Source organism: Ralstonia insidiosa (genome assembly GCF_008801405.1).
In the GTDB taxonomy this organism is placed as follows: domain Bacteria; phylum Pseudomonadota; class Gammaproteobacteria; order Burkholderiales; family Burkholderiaceae; genus Ralstonia; species Ralstonia insidiosa.
Window position 1 is genome coordinate 141721 of record NZ_VZPV01000005.1, and the last position, 20010, is coordinate 161730.

At 63.1% G+C, this 20010-nt stretch carries 14 protein-coding genes and 1 pseudogene; 9 read left to right on the forward strand and 6 right to left on the reverse strand.

Features of this window, described 5'->3' with window-relative positions; translation table 11 throughout:
• Nucleotides 1–60 precede the first annotated feature (60 nt).
• Nucleotides 61–666, forward strand: coding sequence for a response regulator transcription factor (locus F7R11_RS26115; protein WP_021192509.1), 606 nt, complete (start codon nt 61–63; stop codon nt 664–666).
• Nucleotides 667–696: 30 nt separating this feature from the next.
• Here the strand turns inward: F7R11_RS26115 and F7R11_RS26120 are convergent, their stop codons facing one another.
• Together F7R11_RS26120 and F7R11_RS26125 are read right to left on the reverse strand one after the other, a co-directional pair.
• The gene (locus tag F7R11_RS26120) at nt 697–3861 is read right to left on the reverse strand and encodes an efflux RND transporter permease subunit (protein WP_064807062.1); all 3165 of its coding nucleotides are present in this window, start codon (nt 3859–3861) and stop codon (nt 697–699) included.
• An 11-nt stretch (nt 3862–3872) separates the two neighbouring features.
• Nucleotides 3873–5111, reverse strand: a complete 1239-nt coding sequence (locus F7R11_RS26125; protein WP_064807065.1) for an efflux RND transporter periplasmic adaptor subunit — start codon at nt 5109–5111, stop codon at nt 3873–3875.
• Nucleotides 5112–5247: 136 nt separating this feature from the next.
• On the opposite strand from F7R11_RS26125, the gene F7R11_RS26130 reads away from it, so the two are divergent.
• The 3 genes and pseudogenes from F7R11_RS26130 to F7R11_RS26140 all read left to right on the forward strand — a co-directional run.
• Nucleotides 5248–6765, forward strand: coding sequence for an efflux transporter outer membrane subunit (locus F7R11_RS26130; RefSeq protein WP_064807068.1), 1518 nt, complete (start codon nt 5248–5250; stop codon nt 6763–6765).
• 249 nt (nt 6766–7014) lie between these two features.
• The gene (locus F7R11_RS26135) at nt 7015–8436 is read left to right on the forward strand and encodes a HEAT repeat domain-containing protein (RefSeq protein WP_167317218.1); all 1422 of its coding nucleotides are present in this window, start codon (nt 7015–7017) and stop codon (nt 8434–8436) included.
• Nucleotides 8437–8522: 86 nt separating this feature from the next.
• Nucleotides 8523–9461, forward strand: a pseudogene (locus F7R11_RS26140) (Dyp-type peroxidase); the annotation flags it as partial.
• A 50-nt stretch (nt 9462–9511) separates the two neighbouring features.
• Here the strand turns inward: F7R11_RS26140 and F7R11_RS26145 are convergent.
• Nucleotides 9512–9919: a hypothetical protein gene (locus F7R11_RS26145; protein WP_064807073.1), complete on the reverse strand. Its 408-nt coding sequence runs from the start codon at nt 9917–9919 to the stop codon at nt 9512–9514.
• A 507-nt stretch (nt 9920–10426) separates the two neighbouring features.
• On the opposite strand from F7R11_RS26145, the gene flgE reads away from it, so the two are divergent.
• The 3 genes from flgE (at nt 10427) to flgK (ending at nt 14495) form a co-directional block, all read left to right on the forward strand.
• Nucleotides 10427–11638: a flagellar hook protein FlgE gene (flgE, locus tag F7R11_RS26150; protein ID WP_064807075.1), complete on the forward strand. Its 1212-nt coding sequence runs from the start codon at nt 10427–10429 to the stop codon at nt 11636–11638.
• A gap of 94 nt (nt 11639–11732) precedes the next feature.
• A complete protein-coding gene (flgG, locus tag F7R11_RS26155) occupies nt 11733–12518 on the forward strand; it encodes a flagellar basal-body rod protein FlgG (protein WP_064807078.1) in 786 nt (261 codons plus the stop codon).
• Between the two features lie 42 nt (nt 12519–12560).
• Nucleotides 12561–14495 carry a flagellar hook-associated protein FlgK gene (flgK, locus tag F7R11_RS26160; protein ID WP_064807080.1) on the forward strand — a complete coding sequence of 645 codons (1935 nt, stop codon included), beginning with the start codon at nt 12561–12563 and terminating at the stop codon, nt 14493–14495.
• A 33-nt stretch (nt 14496–14528) separates the two neighbouring features.
• Here the strand turns inward: flgK and panB are convergent, their stop codons facing one another.
• On the reverse strand, nt 14529–15401 hold the full coding sequence (gene panB, locus F7R11_RS26165) for a 3-methyl-2-oxobutanoate hydroxymethyltransferase (protein ID WP_064809030.1): 873 nt from the start codon (nt 15399–15401) through the stop codon (nt 14529–14531).
• A gap of 75 nt (nt 15402–15476) precedes the next feature.
• Between panB and F7R11_RS26170 the strand changes: the two genes are divergently transcribed.
• The gene (locus F7R11_RS26170; RefSeq protein WP_064807083.1) at nt 15477–16313 is read left to right on the forward strand and encodes an AraC family transcriptional regulator; all 837 of its coding nucleotides are present in this window, start codon (nt 15477–15479) and stop codon (nt 16311–16313) included.
• Between the two features lie 10 nt (nt 16314–16323).
• Here F7R11_RS26170 and F7R11_RS26175 read toward each other — a convergent pair whose 3' ends face one another.
• A complete protein-coding gene (locus tag F7R11_RS26175; protein ID WP_064807086.1) occupies nt 16324–17001 on the reverse strand; it encodes an epoxyqueuosine reductase QueH in 678 nt (225 codons plus the stop codon).
• 165 nt (nt 17002–17166) lie between these two features.
• On the opposite strand from F7R11_RS26175, the gene metE reads away from it, so the two are divergent.
• Nucleotides 17167–19452 (forward strand): 5-methyltetrahydropteroyltriglutamate--homocysteine S-methyltransferase, encoded by a 2286-nt coding sequence (gene metE / locus F7R11_RS26180; protein ID WP_064807088.1) that lies wholly within the window; start codon nt 17167–17169, stop codon nt 19450–19452.
• 287 nt (nt 19453–19739) lie between these two features.
• On the opposite strand, the gene F7R11_RS27180 is transcribed toward metE, so the two are convergent.
• The coding region (locus F7R11_RS27180; RefSeq protein ID WP_211368863.1) for a hypothetical protein at nt 19740–20010 on the reverse strand (271 nt) is incomplete at its 5' end.

A 20010-nucleotide genomic window follows, 5' to 3' on the forward strand; every position in this document is an offset into this window, starting at 1 on the left:
GCGCTGGGTCCTTGGGGCTGCAGCGAAGCATCGGTAACCATACCTTCACATGAGCGCATCATGAACGCAACGGCTCCGAAAATCCTCTGTATCGAGGACGACGTCGAGACCGCGGAGCTGATCAGCGAAGAGCTGGTCGAACACGGCTACGCTGTCACCGTTGCGCATGACGGGGAGTCGGGGCTGGCAGCGCTGCTGCGCGAGGAGCCCGATCTGGTGCTGTGCGATGTGAGCATGCCCGGCATGACCGGGTTCGAGCTGCTGGAGCAAGTCGGGACCCTTGCGCCGCGCTATGCCGAGATTCCGTTCGTGTTTCTGACCGCAATGGCGCAGCGCGAATCGGAGCTGCGTGGTCGTCGCCTGGGCGCGGATGACTACGTGACCAAGCCGGTCGATTTCGAGATCCTGATCAGCATTGTGCAGACACGCCTTGCCAAGCGTGTGCGCCCACGCGCAGCGCTGCCGCCGGTGCACCTGAGTGAGCGCGAAGTGGAAGTACTGGCCTGGTCGGCGCGCGGCAAGACCTCTGGCGAGATCGCCACGATTCTCGGGTTGTCCAAACGTACGGTCGATTTTCATATCGACAACGCGCGTCAGAAGCTGGGTGTGGCCACGCGCATCGAAGCCGTAGTCAAGGCTTCGAGCGCGGGCATCATCAAGCTGTAGGGCATGCCGCGCCGGGGGCGCGGCAGTACGCTAGACCGGTGCCTCTTCAAGGGGCGGGGCATCTGGCGGCTCCTTGCCGAGAAACACCATCCGCAGCGCCGGCACGATCACGAGCAACATCAGGGGGCCGACCAGCATGCCGCCCACCACCACGGTTGCCAGCGGACGCTGCACTTGGCTGCCGATGCCCGTGGAGATGGCCGCCGGGAACAAGCCAATGCACGCCGACAGCGCCGTCATGAGCATTGGCCGCATCCGCTGCTGCGCGGCATGGAACATCGCTTCAGTCGGCTTGAGGCCCTTGTCGCTGCGCAGGTCGTTGTAGTACGTGATCATCAGGATGCCGTCCATGACCGACACCCCGAACAACGAGACGAAGCCGATGGCCGCTGAGATGCTGAAGTCCAGCCCCGTCAGGAACAGCGCCGCCACACCACCGGTGATGGCAAACGGAATGCCGGCCAGCGCCATCAGGCTGTCGCGCAGCGAGTTGAACAGCCCATACAGCAGCACCAGGATCAACACGATGCTGATGGGTACCACCACTTCAAGCCGCTTCTTGGCTTGCTCCAGCTCTTCAAACTCGCCGGCCCAGTCGATGCGATAGCCCTGCGGCAGCTTGACGTTCTGGGCGATGCGCTGTTGCGCTTCTTCCACCGTGCCGCCCAGGTCGCGCCCGCGCACGCTGAACTTGACGGGGATATAGCGGGTGTTCTTCTCGTGATAGATGTACGAGGCACCCGTATCCAGCGTGATGTCTGCCAGCGCCGACAGCGGAATGTACGAGTTGCCACCATTCGCATTCGTGTAGGCCACGCGGATGTTGCGTACCGCGTCGATATTGCTGCGGTACTCCGGTGCCATGCGTACTGTCAGTGCGAACTGCCGATCGCCCTCCAGGATGGTGCTGGCCTGCGAGCCGCTCAGCGCGGCTTGCACCACGGTGTTCACGTCGCCGGTGTTCAGCCCGTAGCGTGCCGCAGCCTCACGGTTGATGCGCACGTTCAGGTTGGGCTGACCCAGCACGCGGAACACGCCCAGGTCGGTCACGCCCTTGACCTTGCTCATCTCGGTCTGCACCTGGGTGGCCAGGTTTTCCAGCACGTTGAGGTCCGGGCCGATGATCTTCACCGAGTTGGCCCCCTTCACGCCGGATAGGCCTTCTTCCACGTTGTCCTGGATGTACTGCGAGAAGTTCAGGCCAACCCCGGCAAACTCGCTCGTGAATTCCTTTTGGATCTGCGCGATCAGCTTCTCTTTGGTCATGCCGGACGACCATTGGTCCAACGGCTTGAGCGGCACGAAGAACTCGGCGTTATAGAAGCCTGCCGAATCGCTGCCGTCATCCGGCCGGCCATGCTGCGACACCACCGTGCGAACCTCGGGGTGCTTGAGCAGGATCTGCCGCATCCGCGCCACCGGCACGACGCCGGATTCGAGCGAGGCGGTTTGCGGCATGGTCAGCCGGATCCACAGGTTGCCTTCTTCCAGCGCGGGCAGAAACTCGGTGCCCAGGAATGGCATCAGCGCGACGGTTGCCGCCAAGACGATGGCTCCAATCGCCACCGCGATGCGCCGGTTGGATAGCGACCACGTCAGCGCCGGCTGATACGCCCGATGCAGCACGCGCACCAGCCAGGTTTCCTTTTCTTCAATGTGCTTGGGCAGCAGGTACGAGCACAGCGCCGGCGTGACGGTAAAGGTGGCGATCAGCGCGCCGGCCAGTGCGTAGCCATAGGTGCGTGCCATGGGGCCGAAGATCTGGCCTTCCACGCCTTGCATGGTGAACAGCGGCACGAACGCGGCCACCGTGATGAGTGCTGAGAAGAACACCGCACGGTCCACCTGCAGCGCACTCACAAAGATCATGCGCAAGCGCTCCGGCACACGAAGGCCGAGCACCTTGGCGTCTCGGCTCGTCAGCAGGCGTACCTGCTCGGCCGCCGGCATCTGGAAGTTGCGGAAGATGTTCTCAACCAGAATGACCGAGGAATCCACGATGATCCCGAAGTCCACCGCGCCCACCGAGAGCAGGTTGGCCGATTCCCCCGTCAGCAGCAGGATCAGGATGCTGAAGAAGAGGGCAAACGGAATGTTCACGCTGACGATGATCGCGCTGCGCAGGTCGCCCAGGAAGATCCACTGGATGAAGAACACCAGCAAGCAGCCAAACAGCAGCGAGTGCATCACCGTGTGCGTGGTCACGGAGACGAGCTCCGAGCGGTCGTAGTAGCGTTCGACCTTGACGCCGGCCGGCAGTGTGCCGTCGGTGTTGATCTTGTCCAGCTCGGCCTTGACGCGCGTCACCACGTCGTTGGTCTGCATGGTGCGGTTCATCACCACGACGGCAGTGACGACGTCGCTGTCATTGTCGCGCCCGGCAATACCCAGTCGCGGCTTGAAGCCGATCTTCGTCTTCGCCACGTCTTTGACCTGGACGGGCACGCCGTTGGTCTGCGTGAGGACGATCTTGTCGATGTCCTTGATGTCTTCGATCAGGCCGACACCACGAATATTGATCGACTGCTGCCCGAAGTTGATGGTGCGCCCGCCAACGTTGATGTTGGCGTTACCCAGGGCGGTCATCATCTGCGGCAGCGTAACGCCATAGGCTTCTAGCTTTTTCGGGTCGACCTCGACGTCGTACTCTTTGGTGGTGCCACCCCAACTCACGACCTGCGCCACGCCCGGCACGGTCAGCAGACGGCGTTGCAGCACCCAATCCTGCAGGGTGCGCAGGTTGGTCAGGCCATAGTGCGGCGGCCCTTTTACCTGATAACGCACCACTTCGCCCACCAGGCTCGACGCCTGGATCTGCGGCTGCACGCTGTTGGGCAGGCTGACGTTCTGCTGCAGGGACAGTGCCGCCTGCGTGTAGGCAAAGTAGTAGTCGATGCCGTACTTGAACGTCACGCGCACGAACGACAGGCCGTAGAACGACGTGGAGCGGATGCTTTCCACACCGGGTGTGGTGGCCAGGCCGATTTCCATCGGCACGGTGTAGTACCGCTCCATTTCCTCGGCAGACAGGCCGGGCGTTTGCGCGGTGATTTCGAGAATGACGGGCGCAGGGTTGGGGTAGGCCTCGATATTCAGTTTGGAATAGGCAAACAGCCCCGCCACCACGAATACCAGCAGGAACAACAGGATCAGCGGCCGCCGCAGCAGCGACAGCTTGAGAATCGCCTTCAGCACGGTGGTCCCCTTCAGTCGGCGCTGTTGATGCTGCCGGCAGCTGCCGTGCTCAGGTACAGCGCACCTTCGTTGGCAGCCAGTTCACCCGCCGTGAGGCCTTCGACCACCTGCACGAAGCCGTCCTGCTCAATGCCAAGTTTGATGACGCGCCGGGCAAAGCGTTTGCGGTCGGTCGTGACCCAGGCGGTCATGGTGCCGTCGCCTTCGCGTACCACGCCGTCTGTCGCCAGCGCAGGGGAGCTCATGGGTGCCGCAGTGGTGATGTCGAACGACGTGAACATCCCGGGGCGCAGTTCGCGCTTGGGATCGTCAATTTCCGAGCGCACCAGGATGCGGTGCGTGTTGGCATCCACGGTGGCGCCGACGGTGGTGATCTTGCCGTTGAACGTGCGCCCTGGGAATGCCATCACATGAATCTTGACCGGCTGGCCGACATGCAGCAGCGGCACATCCGCTTCCGGCACGAACGCTTGCATCCACATGGTCGATACGTCCGCAACCGTGAACGGCGCAGTGCCGCTGCCCGGCTGCAACAGCAGGCCCGGCTGCGCGCTGCGCGCCGTGACCTGACCGGAGATCGGGCTCGCCACGGTCAGCACCGAGTCTGTCTTGCGGGTTTCGACAATCTGGTCCATCTGTGCCGGCGTCTTGCCAAACACGGCCAGCGCTTCCCGGGCAGCCTTGTAGGCAGCTTCAGCGCCTTGCTGGTCAGAGATGGCCTGGTCCAGGTCTTTCTGCGCCAACCCTTGGATGTCATACAGCTGATGCGCGCGCGCCAGTGCCGCCGTGGTCAGCTTGCGCGTGCCTGCGGTCGAGATCAGCGTGGATTCCGCCTGTACAAGATCGGGGCTCTCAATATCGAACAGCGGCTTGCCCTTGGTGACCGTATCCCCCACCTTGGCGTAGATATTGCGGATCTTGCCCTGGTAGGACGTGAACACCTGCACTGCGCGGTCTTCATTGAAGTCGACGTTGCCCACGGCTTCGCGGCGATTGGCGAAGTCGCGCAGCTCCACCGGTGCGACTTTGATGTACTGCAGTTGCGAAGCACTGAGCGTGACGGCCTGGCCATCGCGAGACGGGGCGGCCGGCAGCTTAGTGGGCGCGCCATAGGCCGACGTGGATGCGCCGGGCGTTGCGGCTTCCGAGTGCTTTGGACCGCCTGATCCCCCCATCGCCCACATGAGCCCGCCCACGGCAAGCGCGGCAATTGCGCCCCCGAGGGCTGCGGATTTGTAATCGACCTGCACAGCAGTACCCCTGATGATGGAAATTTGCCGGGATGATGCTGGCTGCCTGCAGATCGGTCTACTGTGACGAATCACAGTTCGCAACAAATGGCGTCTCGCCTAGAATCGCCGCCATTCGATCAGACTGGGTGCTTCCATGCCCGCCAACACTGCTTTCCGCACACCACATTCCGCCTCTGTTCTGCTGCGCCTGACTGCCTTGGCAGCGGCGTGCCTGCTGGCTTCCGCGTGCGCGGTGGGGCCCAATTTCAAGACGCCGGAAGCGCCCAAGGTGACCGGCTATACGCCGCAGCCGTTGCCGGAGCAGACGTCGTCCGCCGCCACGCAAGGGGGTGAGGCGCAGCGGTTTGTCTCGGGCATGCAGGTGTCTGACCAATGGTGGAAGACATTCCAGTCGGACAAGCTGAACAAGGTGATTGCCGATGCGTTTGCCGCCAGCCCCACGCTGGCCGCAGCGCAAGCGGCGCTGCGGGTCGCACAGCAGCAAACACGGGCGCAGCAGGCCTCGTTCTTCCCGCTGCTGCAGGGTTCCTATCAGCCGAGCCGTCAGCAGAACGCTGTGGGTACCATCTCGCCCACGCTCACTTCGGGTGCCCCGATCTACACACTGCACACCGCGCAGCTCACCATCAGCTACGCACCGGATGTGTTTGGGTTGACTCGGCGCCAGGTTGAATCGCTCAAGGCGGCGGAGGATGCGCAGTACTTCCAGATGGAGGCGGCGTACCTCACGCTGGCCTCCAACATCGTGGCGGCGGCAGTGCAAGAGGCCTCGCTGCGCGCGCAGATCGCTGCGCAACAGCGCATCGTGGACATCAATAACCAGCTGGTCGACAACCTGCGCAAGCAATTCCAGTTTGGCGCCGTCACCGGGCTGGATGTAGCTGCTGCCGTGACTGCGCTGGCACAGGCCGAGCAGGCACTCCCCAATCTGCGGAAACAACTGGCCGTGCAGCGCGACCTGCTGGCCGCCCTGGCGGGCAAGCTGCCGAGCGAGGGCATTCCCGAGACCTTTACGTTTGCCGATTTCAAGCTGCCGCAAGATCTGCCGGTGTCGCTGCCGTCTGACCTGGTGCGCCAGCGTACCGACGTGCGCGCAGCCGAAGAGCAACTGCACGCCGCCACCGCGCAGGTGGGCGTGGCCATTGCGAACATGCTGCCGCAATTGACGATTACCGGCACCAAGGGTGGCACCGCCGAAATCTTCAGCCAGATGTTCCGCGACGGCAATGTCTTCTGGAGCCTCGTAGGTAACGTGGCGCAGACATTCTTTGACGGCGGCGCGTTGCTGGCGAAGAAGCGCGGTGCCGACGCCGGCGTCGACCAGGCCGAGGCGCAGTATCGCGGTACCGTCATCACCGCGTTCCAGAACGTGGCCGATACCCTGCATGCGCTGGATGCCGATGCCGACGTACTGAAGGCTGCGCTCAAGTCCGAACAAGCCGCGCAGACCACACTCAATATCACCGACAAGCAACGTGCGCTTGGTCAGGTGAACATCCTCGCCGTGCTCAACGCCGAGCAGGCCTATCAGACTGCCACCCAAGCCACCATTGCCGCGCGCGCCAACCGCTTTACCGATACGGCGGCGTTGTTCCAGGCGCTCGGAGGCGGATGGTGGAACCGGGATGGCGTGAGTACTGCCAAGAACTGAGCGTCGGGGGCCGTCGCCTCCTTCTATCGAGAGATAGGTAGCAGCGCCAACCAGACGCCAGCGGCGCGCGCGAGTGCGCTGCTTGCAACAGCGAGTGCATGCGCGCTACGATCCGCGCTCGCCGGAATCCGATCCTCGGCCCGCCGGCAGACCGCCCTGGGGTGCGTTTCATTCTCCCGCCTGTGTGGGCGCGTTTCTGGCCTTGACCGAACGTAGAGGAGCTGCCACTCCATGGGCTTGATGTCGCTGATGGCTCGTATCAAAACCGCGCTGGCCAATCGCCGCATCAGCGCTGACGCTGTCGACGCTGATGCGGCGCCAGCCGAGGCGCACCGTGCCGCCGAGATCGAAGCGCTCATCGCCACGCTTCGGCAGCAAGCCCCCGACATGCGCCGCGGTGCCAATGTCAGCCTGACCGATCTGGGCGTGGATGATGCGTTTGTTCCCCCACTAGTGGCCGCCACGCGCGACGCCGATGCCTACTTCCGCGCGAGCGCTGTCCATGCGCTGGCGGATTACGACCTGGGCCAATATCCGCAAGCCGAATCCGCAGTGCTGCACGCACTGACGCACGACACCGAGGCGGACGTCCGCGCCGCTGCCGTCCTCACCCTGGGCATGCAGTCGGAGGCAGTTGCGCAGGCGCACCTGCCCGCATGTCTTCAAGCTCTCAAGGATCCGAGCGCCGAGGTACGGCGAGAGGCGGTAAAGGTGCTGGGGCGGTGGTCGTCCGAGCCAGTGGTTGCCGCATTGCGCGCACGGCTGCATCTGGATACCGACGTCGACGTGCGCATCTGGGCAATCCATGCACTCGCTAGATGCGATACCACCAACGCGATGCCTGATCTGGTTACCGCCACGGCAGACCTTGACGGCAGCGTGCGCGCCGCCGCGTTGGATGCGTTGTGCGAATGCCTCGACACGGAGGACACCACGCTGCGCGACCTGCTGTTGGCCGCGTTGTCCGACCCCGTGGCGGAAGTCCGCCGGCAGGCGGCCCAGGGCCTGCGCTTCGGTCCGCCGCAGGTGCTGCCTGCGTTGCTGGCCGTTGCCAATGACCCCGAGCCGCGCGTGCGTCTGGAAGTCGTCATCGCGCTGGGCTGGCAGCGCGATGCGCGGGCGGTCGACGCGATTGCGGCGCGCGTGTTTGATGAGGCGGATGAGGAGGTGCGCTACTACGCCGTCAGTTCGCTCGGTGAACAGCGCGACGCACGTGCCACGCAACACCTCATCACCGCGTTTGAGACACCCGAACTTGGGCACCGCGTCCGTTGGGGGGCGCTGTGGGCGCTTGGTGATAGCGGTGATCTTGCAGCAATGCCGACGCTTCTTGCGGCGCTGCGTGACCCCGATGCTGAGTTCCGCGCGCAAGCCGTCGAGTCGCTTCGCAATCTGCTAAGCGGCGCACATGCGGATGCCGAGCACGCATGGCCGACGTTGCGTCCCGCATTGATGCAATCCCTGCGGGACGACGATGACAATGTTCGGGAACAAGCCGCACGGGCATTGACGGCGATTTTCACGCTACCGGCGCTGCACGCGCTGCTTTCCAGCTTGCCCGAGCACGATATCGCTGCCATCCATGCATTGCAGAGCGCAATGGCTGCACGCGAGGAAGAGGAGGCGGTGGCAACCGGACCCATCGGCCGCGGCACTGTGCACTACGCGTAGCGGGGTTTCCGCGCGCAAACATCGACCAGTAATCGGTGTGTTCTGGTAGGCTGCAAAATCCTATCGTCCTCAGCGCACGCCAATCGATGCCAACCCCAGAATCGCAAGCCGTTGCTGGTCCCGTGACCCGCAACGCCATCTTTATTGTCGCCACCCTGAACCCAGGCGCTGATCACGCGAATGTTGTCCGCGCATGGTGCGCCGACGTTGCGGCGCTTGTTCGCTCAGTCGGCAAGCGTGTTCCGGCGGGTCAGCTGTCATGCGTTTGCGGCTTTGGCTCGGATGCGTGGGATGCGTTGTTTGGCACACCGCGGCCAGCGTCGCTGCATCCGTTCCGCGTGTTCGGATCGGGGGAACGTACCGCTGTCGCAACGCCAGGCGATCTCCTGCTGCATATCCGTGCAGACCAGATGGATCTCTGCTTTGAACTGGCCACGCAGCTGATCGGCAGACTGGGCGCGGCGGTCAAGGTGGTCGACGAGGTGCATGGCTTCCGCTACTTCGACCAGCGCGCCATGGTCGGCTTTGTTGACGGCACGGAGAATCCGGAGGGCCGCGAAGCCGTTGATTTCACCGTGATCGGTGATGAGGATGCGGCCTTTGCCGGCGGAAGCTACGTGCTCGTGCAGAAGTATTTGCATGACATGGCCGGGTGGAACGCCCTTTCCGTCGAGGCGCAGGAGCACATCATCGGGCGGACCAAGCTGTCCGACATTGAGCTGGACGACGATGTCAAACCATCGTGGTCGCACAGTTCGCTGACAACGCTTGAGGAAGACGGGCGGGAGGTGAAAATCCTGCGCGACAACATGCCGTTCGGCCGGCCGGGTTCCGGCGAGTTCGGCACGTATTTCATCGGCTACGCACGTTCGCCGGCGCCAATCGAGCAGATGCTCGAAAACATGTTCGTTGGCCGCCCGCCTGGCAACTATGACCGCCTGCTGGACTACAGCCGCGCGGTCACGGGCAGCCTGTTCTTCGTTCCGTCTGCAGATCTACTGGAGGCGTTGGCTGAGCGCGGATCGGGGGAGGGCGGCGCCTGAGATGCGGGAGCTTCAAGGTAACCGCTGACGGATCACCCGGCGATGTCCTTGGGCGAGCGACCGACCAGGACGTTGCTGATGGTGGTGCCGTCCATCGAGTCGAGTGTGACGAACCAGTGGATCGGCGTCACGGACGTGGCAAGCTGCTGTGCGGGCGGCACCTCCGCGATTGGCTCGAGCGTGCAGAGTGTGCTTGAGCGTAGTCCGGCCGCAGGCTGCATCGCCCGGCAGGTGAAGCCGCGCGACTGAAGCGTCTTGATGGCCGCTTCCAGCCCCATGGCGGCCGGTATCCAGCCGGCGAGCTGCTGCCGCGCTTCCCGCGCCGACTGCTGGGTGTGGAAGGTGTCGTCGGATGTGTCCGCGCCCGTGGCAACACCACCTTGCGCCAACAAGAGAAGCAACAGCAGCGATAGCGCGTGGAAGCGGGAGAGCTGCGGCATTAAGGTGACTCCTGATCTTGCGGGCTGAGCCGCGGGCATCGAGATGCGAACGCGAAGTTGCGGTGCATGGTAGCTCAGAGGTGTGGGCTGCGTGCACACGAACAGAGTCGTCTCTGAGAAGAAGCGGGCGTGTCATGTCTATCCTCGTAGTGAATTGCCGGGATTGGCGGATAGGCAAAGTGTGTGGCGATGCGCCGCGCCGAAAAACGGTATTCGAGCTGCAGGCCGTGCAGGTCCAGGGCCAAATTGAAGAGATAGGATGCTTTTATCCGTCTAATTCATCGATTGAATGTCAGACTGCACAAAGAATCGAAAGGTATCGCTTTAAAGCGAGATTCAATAAGGTGTTCGCAAGGGAAATACAACACGCTGTCTAAAGACGAAATCGCCTCGGTCGTTGAGCGGGTGGTGATACCGAGAGATCGATTTCCGAATCTTTGACACTGGCCGACGATATTGCACCGTCTGCCAACACAACAGCGGTACAACTTTCCAAGCGAGAACATCATGGGATTCCAACAAGGGCTGAGCGGCCTCGATGCCGCATCCAAGTCGCTGGACACGATCGGCAGCAATATCGCCAATGCCAACACCGTGGGCTACAAGAAGGCGACCACCGTGTTTGGCGATGTCTATGCGCGCTCGCTGGTTGGCGCATCCGACAGCCAGATCGGACAAGGCGTGAACGTGACGCGCGTGTCGCAGTCCTTTACGCAGGGCAATGTCACGCGTACGGGCAATCCGCTGGATATCGCCATCAATGGCACGGGTTTCTATCGCATGGTGGACCCGGGCAGCGGGCAGGTTTCGTACACCCGCAACGGTCAGTTCCACACGGATAAGAACGGCTACATCATCTCCGCCACCGGCCAGAACCTGACGGGCTACGGTGTGGATAACACCGGCAAGGTCAACACGGCCGTGCTGACCAACCTGCAGATTCCGGTGAACGATCTGGCGCCGCTGGCAACCACCAACACGGCATTTGGCGTCAACCTGGATTCGGGTGCCAAGCTGCCGACCACCACGCCGTTCTCGTCCACCAACTCGCAAACGTTCAGCCATTCGGTGTCGCAGCAGGTGTATGACGGCACGGGCAAGGCCCATATGCTCACCAACTACTACGTGCGCACGGCCACCGGCTGGGATGTGCACGCCATGGTGGATGGTGCGGCCCCCACCGGCGGCAACCCGATCACCTCGCTCACCTTTAACGGCAATGGCCAGTTGACGTCCACCCCGACCAAGATTCCGGTGGCGTTTGCCGGCATGAGCATCGGCAACATCGACCTGACAGGCACCACGCAATACGGCGGCGGCTACAACGATACGGCCCCCGGCGTCTCGCAAGACGGCTATGCCACCGGGCGCCTGGCCAGCTATGCGGTGGGCAACGACGGTACGGTGATGGCGCGCTACTCGAATGGTCGCAGCTCCGTACTGGGGCAGATTGCCATGGCCAACTTCAAGGCGCCGGACGGCCTGCAGAACATTGGCGGCAACCAGTGGGTGGAGACCTCCAACTCGGGCGCTGCAAACCTCGGTACGCCGGGCATGGGTTCGTTCGGTCTGCTGCAATCCCAGTCGGCAGAACAGTCGAACGTGGACCTCTCGGCCGAGCTCGTCCACATGATCGTTGCACAGCGTTCGTACCAGGCCAACGCGCAAACGATCAAGACACAGGACTCGATCCTGCAGACGCTCGTCAGCCTGCGTTGATCGCGCACGGCAAGCGACAACCCGCCTGGGGCGATTCCGGCATGCCGGGGCCCCCCCGGGCGGCTTCCTCCCAATTCTGACGAGAGGCCTCCAATTGATTCGCTCTCTGTGGATCTCCAAGACCGGGATGGACGCCCAGCAAACACAGCTGGACGTCGTCTCCAACAACCTGGCGAACGTCAACACGACGGGCTTCAAGCGCTCGCGCGCCGTGTTCGAAGACTTGCTGTACCAGAATGCCCGCGAACCAGGTGCGCAGTCGTCGCAGCAGACCACGCTGCCTTCGGGCATGCAGATCGGCACCGGCACACGCGTTGTCGCCACCACGCGGCTGCACACGCAAGGCAACCTGACCAAGACCGGTAACTCGACCGACGTGGCCATCAACGGCAACGGCTTCTTCCAGGTGCAGATGCCGGACGGCACGCTGGCCTACACGCGTGACGGCAACTTCCGGATCAACCAGCAGGGGCAGCTTGTCACGTCGAGCGGCTACGCGGTGCAGCCTGCGATTACCGTGCCGCAAAACGCCAAGAGCCTGACGGTTGGCAAGGACGGGGTGGTGACGATCACCACGGCGGGCACCACGAACAACACGCAGGTGGGCACCTTCCAGCTGGCCAGCTTCATCAACCCGGCCGGCCTGCGCAGCATGGGAGAGAACCTGTACGCAGAGACGGAAGCCTCCGGCACCGCCAACCTGGCCGCGCCCGGTTCCAACGGCGTGGGTGTGCTCAACCAAAACTACGTGGAAACGTCCAACGTGAACGTGGTGGAAGAAATGATCCAGATGATCCAGACGCAGCGTGCGTACGAGATCAACAGCAAAGCCGTGCAGACGTCCGATCGCATGCTGGAAAAAGTGGCGCAGCTCAAGTAACGCCCTGCGTTCCTGATCACGCAGATTCTTCTCCTCGCAACTATGAGCTCCTCTCTTCTGAACATTGGCGCATCGGGCTTGCGCACCGCGGGCATCCACCTGCAGGTGACGGGCAACAACATCGTCAATGCCAACACGCCCGGCTATTCGCGCCAGGAAGCAGTGCAGACGCAGAACGTGCCGCTGTATGCCGGTGTCGGCTACCTGGGGCAAGGCGCCGATGTCGCCACCGTCAAGCGCATCTACGACCAGTTCCTGACCACACAGGTGCAGAGCGGCCACGCGGCCACCAGCGCCGCCAACCAGCTCAGCAGCCTGCTGACTGGCTTGGACAAGTACCTGGGGGATCCCAACAGCGGGCTGAGCTCGGCGCTCACCAGCTTCTTCAATGCCGCGGACGGCCTGGCGTCCAAACCGTCGGACACCACGGCGCGGCAGGTCTTCCTGAATGCCGCCGCTGGCCTGCAAAACCGCTTCAATGCGATTGCGGGGCAGATGAATGCGCTGTCCGGGCAGGTCAATACGCAGGTGCAGACGCAAGTCAGCACCGTCAACGGCACCGCCAAACAGATCGCCGCACTCAATGAGCAGATCGCCAAGGCGGAGGCTTCCACCGGCCAGCCCACCAACGACCTGCGTGACCAGCGCGACCAACTGGTGCTGACACTCAACAAGTCCATCAAGGCCAGCGCCGTGCAGACGAGCGACGGCCAGTACAACGTCTACATTGGTAACGGGCAGGCCCTGGTGCAGGGCAATCAGAGCTTTGAGCTGACGACGGTGTCGTCGCCGTACGATCCGACGCAATTGTCGGTGGGCTACAAGAGCCCGGCGGGTACGGTCAGCATTGACGATAGCCAGCTTGGCGGTGGTGCCCTGGGCGGGCTGATGGATTTCCGCCGCAATACGCTCACACCGGCACAAAACAGCCTGGGCCGTCTGGCGACCGCGATGTCGTCCGCCGTGAACGCGCAGAACAGGCTAGGCATGGATGCCAACGGCAAGATGGGCACCGACCTGTTCTCTGTGGCCGGCCCCACCGTCGCACCCAGCAGCGGCAACACTGGTAGCGGCACGCTCACGGCCAGCGTCACCAATGCCAACGCAGGGCAAGGGTACGACTATCAGGTGAAGTATCAAGGCGGCGCCTATACCGTGTCGCGCTATCCGGATGGCTCCGGCGCGGTCACTGTCACCAGTTGGCCGACCACGGTGGATGGCGTCACGCTCAACCTGAGCGGTGCCATGAACAACGGGGATTCATTCCTGGTGCGCCCGACCGCCAACGCTGCGTCCAGCATGAAGACGCTGACGAACGACTACCACGCGGTCGCCGCAGCCTCGCCCGTGGTGGCGGACCTGGGCAGCAACAACAAGGGTAGCGGGGCAGTCACGTCCGTCGGCGTGAATGCGGGCTACGCGGGGGCGCCGCTTGCCTCGCCGGTCTCGCTCACCTACAACGCGGCGGGCGGCGGTTCGCTTTCAGGCTTCCCGGGCACGGTGACTGTCACCGTCAACGGTACGTCGACCACGTATACCGGCACGGCACCCTACACCCAGGGCGCGACGTATGCGTTCAACGGCGTTCAGATGACGATGACAGGCACGCCCGCAAACGGCGATACCTTCAAGCTCTCGCCCAATGCCGCCAACAGCACCGACAACGGCAACGCCAGCGCGTTGGCCAAGCTGCGCAATGCCGCACTGCTTGATGGTGGCACCACGTCCTTCGGTTCGGCCTGGAACAACCTGACCACGCAGGTGGGCGTGCAGACCAACCAGGCCAACGGCAATCTGACGGCGCAGACGGGGTTGCTGGCGAGTTCCGTGCGCCAGCAGCAGTCGGTGTCTGGCGTGAGCCTGGACGACGAGGCGATGAACCTGATGCAGTATCAGAAGGCCTATCAGGCGTCAGCCAAGGTTATGCAGACGGCAAACAGCCTGTTTGACTCGCTGCTGTCCATCGCAGGCCGTTGAGATTGGGCGATGTCTGCCTGAACCGGGCCAGCGTCATGCTGGCGCCAGGTTTGTCGCGGCGATCAGGTCTGAGGGCAGTTGCAGCGGCTTGCCGTAGCCAAAGCAGTGTTGTGCCAGCGGGAAGGCGCCTTGCCGAACCTCGTCGGCATATTGCGCGACGGCCTCACGCATGACGGCATTGATGTCCGCGTAGCGTTTGACGAAGCGCGGCGTGTAGGCGTCGAAGCCGCCCACCATGTCTTCGGTCACCAGCACTTGGCCGTCGCACGCAGCAGAGGCACCGATGCCGATCGTCGGGATCGTGAGCGTTTCCGTGATGTGCCGCGCCAGTGCCTCGGCGGTGCCCTCGATGACCACCGAGAACGCGCCAGCCTGCTCCACTGCGCGTGCTGCCTCGAAGATGCGTGCGGCCGATCTCGCATCGAGCCCCTGCGCCTTGAAGCCACCGGTGGCGTTGGCCTGCTGTGGCATCAGGCCAATATGCGCCATGACCGGTACGCCGCGCTCGGTCAGGAAGCTGATGGTGTCGGCCATCTCGACGCCCCCTTCCAGCTTGACCGCCTGCGCGCCGGTTTCACTCAGCAGACGCGCCGCACTGCGGAACGCCTGGGCGGGAGATTCCTGGTATGTCCCGAACGGCAGGTCGACCACCACGCAGGCCCGCGTCGACCCGCGTACCACCGCTGCGCCGTGCGCGATCATCATCTCGAGCGTGACGCCCAGCGTGCTGGGCATGCCGTACAGGACCATACCCAGCGAATCACCGACGATGATCACATCGGCATGCGCGTCGACCAGGCGAGCCATGGGGGTGGAATAGGCCGTCAGCGAGACCAGGCTGCCGGCGCCTTTGCGTGCGCGCAGCGCGGTGACAGTGTGGCGGGAGAGGGCGGTATGTGTGCTCATGGAATGGTTGCCGAACAGTGGATGCACCACGGTATCATCCGCGGCGCGCGCCCGATCCCGCGCGGAGGACACCCTATGCTGCTCGCAGGACAAGCTCGCAACGCCTACGTGGTTCCGCCCATGGCAATGCTGCCGCGGCCGCTGTTCGTGCGGGCGTTCGAGATTCCCGGCAACGGTTGGGTGGAATCCCACAGCCATCCCTGGGCGCAGTTCACTTACGCCACCGCCGGCGTGATCGAGATCGATACCCCACTGGGCCGTCATCTGCTGCCGCCGCACTACGCGATGTGGATTCCGCCGGACATGCCGCACGCCGTGTCGACGCGCGAATGCGTGGCCTTCCACAGCCTCTATCTCGATGCGGCCGCGTTTGGTGCCCATCCACCACGTGCAGGCGCGATGCTGTGCGTGACGCCGTTGCTGCGCGAACTGGTGGCAGCAACCGCCGAATTGCCGGTGGACTACGACATGAGCGGCCCCGACGGTGCCCTGGTGTGCCTGATCATGGATCGCATCCGGCGTCTGCGGGCTGCGCCGTTATCTGTGCCCATGCCGAGCGACACGCGCCTGCTCAAGATTGCGCGCGCATTGCACGTTGATCCGGGCGACCCTCGCACGCTGGATGATTGGGCTGGTCAGGTCGGAGCCACCCGTCGCACGCTTTCGCGCCTGTTTCGGCAGGACACCGGGTTGTCGTTCGTCGAGTGGCGGCAAGCGCTGCGGCTGCTTGCCGCGTTGCTCTTGCTGGAGGCAGGTACCGCCGTGAGTGTGGTTGCCGAGCAATTGGGCTACACGTCGGTATCCGCATTTATCGCGGTCTTCCAGTCCCGCTTCCAGGTCACGCCGGGGGTGTTCGCCCGCACTCGGCAACTTGAGGGCAAGGCGGATTTGCCGCCGGCGCTACCTGTCTAGGGATCGTCCCTCAAACGCTTCCTTCACCGGCCTCGGCGTCCGGCGCTCCGTAGTAGAGCACGCCAAGCTGGATCGGCGCACGACCCGCTGCCTTGCGCTGCTGGTTCGTGTCGCGCAGCGAGTAAGCGCAGCCGCAGTATTCCTGCTGATAGAAGTTCTCGCGCTTGCTGATCTCGATCATCCGGGCAGAACCCCCACCCTTGCGCCAGTTGAATTCCCAGTACATCAGATCGGGATAGCGTGAGGCCGCGCGTACGCCGCTCTCGTTGATCTGCTGCATGTTCTTCCAGCGCGAAATACCCAGCGAACTCGTGATGACCGGAAAGCCGTGCTCGTGCGCGTACAGTGCCGTGCGCTCGAACCGCATGTCGAAGCACATCGTGCAGCGCACACCGCGCTCGGGTTCGTGCTCCATGCCCTTGGCGCGGGCGAACCAGTTGTCGCGGTCGTAATCCGCGTCGATGAAGGGGATGCCGAACTTCTCCGCAAAGCGGATGTTTTCATCCTTGCGCAGGTCGTACTCCTTACGTGGATGAATGTTCGGGTTGTAGAAGAAGATCGTGTAGTCGATGCCGGAAGCCAGCATGGCTTCCATGACCTCACCGGAACATGGCGCGCAGCATGAGTGCAGCAGCACCTTGTTGTGCCCGCCGGGCAGCGGCAACGCCTTGCGTTCAATCGGAGTCATAGGGGCCGTCATGGGGTTCCTTGCGCCCCGAGCTCGCGCTCGAAGCATGCTCAACTGCTATGTATGAATATGATTCATTTAATTTAAAAAACACATCATTTTACTTCATGAGATGGAATTTCTAGAATCGGCGGATCGATTTGATTCCATCGGAAACTCCAGACAATGACCACCGTCCACAACCTTGGTTTTCCCCGCATCGGCGCCAAACGCGAACTCAAGTTCGCCCTCGAGTCCTATTGGAAGGGCGAGTCGTCGCGCGACGAATTGAAAGGCCTTGGCGCCCAACTGCGCCAGCGCCACTGGCACAACCAGCAAGGCCTGGACTTCGTGCCGGTGGGCGACTTCGCGTTCTATGACCAGGTGCTGGACATGAGTTTCACGCTCGGCAACCTGCCCGAGCGCGTGCGCGACTTCCATGGCGATGCGCTGGACAACTACTTCCGCGTAGCCCGCGGCCGCTCGGCGCAATCAGCAGAACATGCCGCCTGCTGTGGTGGCGTGGCAGCCGGCGAGATGACCAAGTGGTTCGACACCAACTACCACTACATCGTCCCCGAGTTCGCCGCCGATACGGCATTCAAGCTGGATGCCTCACGCCTGGTCGAGCAACTGGCCGAGGCCCGCGCGCAAGGCGTGCGTGCCAAACCGGTGATCATCGGCCCCGTTACGTACCTGGCGCTGGGCAAGGCCAAGGACGAGTCCGACAAGCTCGCACTGTTGTCACGCCTGCTGCCGGTCTACGCCGAATTGCTGGCCGCGTTGGCCGCGCAGAGCGTGGAGTGGGTGCAGATTGACGAGCCCGTGCTGGTGACCGAACTGGCGCCGGAATGGCAGGACGCCTTCCGCACTGCTTATGCGGCGCTGGCCACGAGCCCGGTCAAGCTGCTGCTGGCCACGTACTTTGGCCAACTGCAAGAGAACCTCCCGCTGGTGGCCGAGCTGCCCGTGCAAGGTGTGCATCTGGATGCCATCAACGCACGCCAGGAGGTTGCCGCGCTGATTGCCAAGCTGCCGGCTGACCGCGTGGTCTCGCTGGGCGTGATCAACGGCCGCAATATCTGGAAGACCGATCTCAACGGCGTGCTGGACTGGCTGGAGCCGGTAGCCAAGCAATTGGGTGATCGCCTGTGGATTGCGCCGTCGTGCTCGCTGTTGCATGTGCCGGTGGATCTGAACAGCGAACAGAAGCTCGATGCCGATGTGAAATCCTGGCTGGCCTTCGCGCTGCAGAAGCTGGAGGAACTCAAGGTGCTGGCCGTTGCGCTGCGCCAAGGGCGTGAGGCGGCAAAGGATGCGCTGTCGGTCAACCGTGCCGCCATCGATGCGCGCCGTAGCTCACCGCGCGTGCACAACCCGGCCGTCAAGGCGGCGGTCGACAAGATCACCCGCGCGCTGGGTGAGCGCCAGAACGCCTACGGTGCGCGCGCCCCGAAGCAATCGGCGTTGCTGAACCTGCCAGCGTTCCCGACCACGACGATTGGCTCGTTCCCGCAGACGGCGGAGATCCGTCACGCACGTAGCCAGTTCAAGGCGGGTGCCCTGGATGCAACCGGCTACAAGCAGGCCATGCGTGCTGAGATCGAGCGCAGCGTGCGCGAGCAGGAAGCCCTGGGCCTGGATGTGCTCGTGCACGGCGAAGCCGAGCGTAACGACATGGTCGAATACTTTGGCGAGCAACTGCAGGGCTACGCCTTCAGCCAATTCGGCTGGGTGCAGTCGTACGGCTCGCGTTGCGTGAAGCCGCCCATCCTGTTCGGTGACATCAGCCGCCCGAACGCCATGACGGTCGAATGGATCCAGTACGCCCAGTCGCTTACCAGCAAGCCGATGAAGGGCATGCTCACGGGCCCGGTCACGATCCTGAATTGGTCGTTCGTGCGTGACGACCAGCCGCGCTCGGTGTCGTGCTACCAGCTTGCCTTGGCGATCCGCGAAGAGGTGTTGGACCTGGAGCGTGCCGGCATCAGCGTGATCCAGATCGACGAGGCTGCGCTGCGCGAAGGCCTGCCGCTGCGCCGCGCGCAATGGCAGGAGTACCTTGACTGGGCGGTGGAGTCGTTCCGCATCACGGCCAACGGCGTGCGTGATGAAACGCAGATCCACACCCACATGTGCTACTCGGAGTTCAACGACATCATCAAGTCGATTGCCGACATGGATGCTGACGTGATCACGATCGAAACCTCGCGCTCGGACATGGAGCTGCTCGACGCGTTCGACAACTTCAAGTACCCGAACGAGATCGGCCCGGGCGTGTACGACATCCACTCGCCGAACATTCCGACGCAGGATCACATCGTGCAACTGATGCGCAAGGCCGCCGAGCGCATTCCGCAGGAACGCCTGTGGGTCAACCCGGACTGCGGCTTGAAGACACGCCAATGGGCAGAGGTGATTCCGGCGCTGACCAACATGGTCGCTGCTGCGAAGACGCTGCGCGGCCAGTAAGCGCATTGCCGGCTGCGCCTTGAGCGTAGCTGGGCGCCCGTCTCTCTATCTCTATATAAGAAGATCCTTCGCCCCGGACATGCCCGGGGCGATGCCGTTCCAAGGCTCCTTTCATAGGAAAATGCAGCCGCCAGCGCGTCAATCGGATCGCCCTGCGGGATACGGCGGTTATTTTTGAAATATTTTTTTGCCCGCAATCCCAGTCCCAGCCTGGGCTAGCGCGGATTCTTCACGCGCTGGTCATCAGTTGGTCACGAGAAAGGTGTTGCCAAGTGCGGGAAACGTCCTTATAGTTCGCCCCTCGCTGCAAACGACAGCGCCGAAACGAAAGCGACGGCGGGGTGGTTAAGGCGGTGGAGAAGTAAGTGTGGTGCGGGTTTGCGGGTTGTCGGGTGGTTAGCGGCGGTCTGCGGTTGCGGTGAAGTTAGCGACGCGTTGAACGATAAAAATTCTTCAGCAAGTTGTTGACAGCGACGAAAAAGCTCTGCATAATCTCGTTTCTCTGCTGCAGCAAACGCAGCGACGCGGTGAACAAAGTTGATCGCGCAGTTCTTTAAC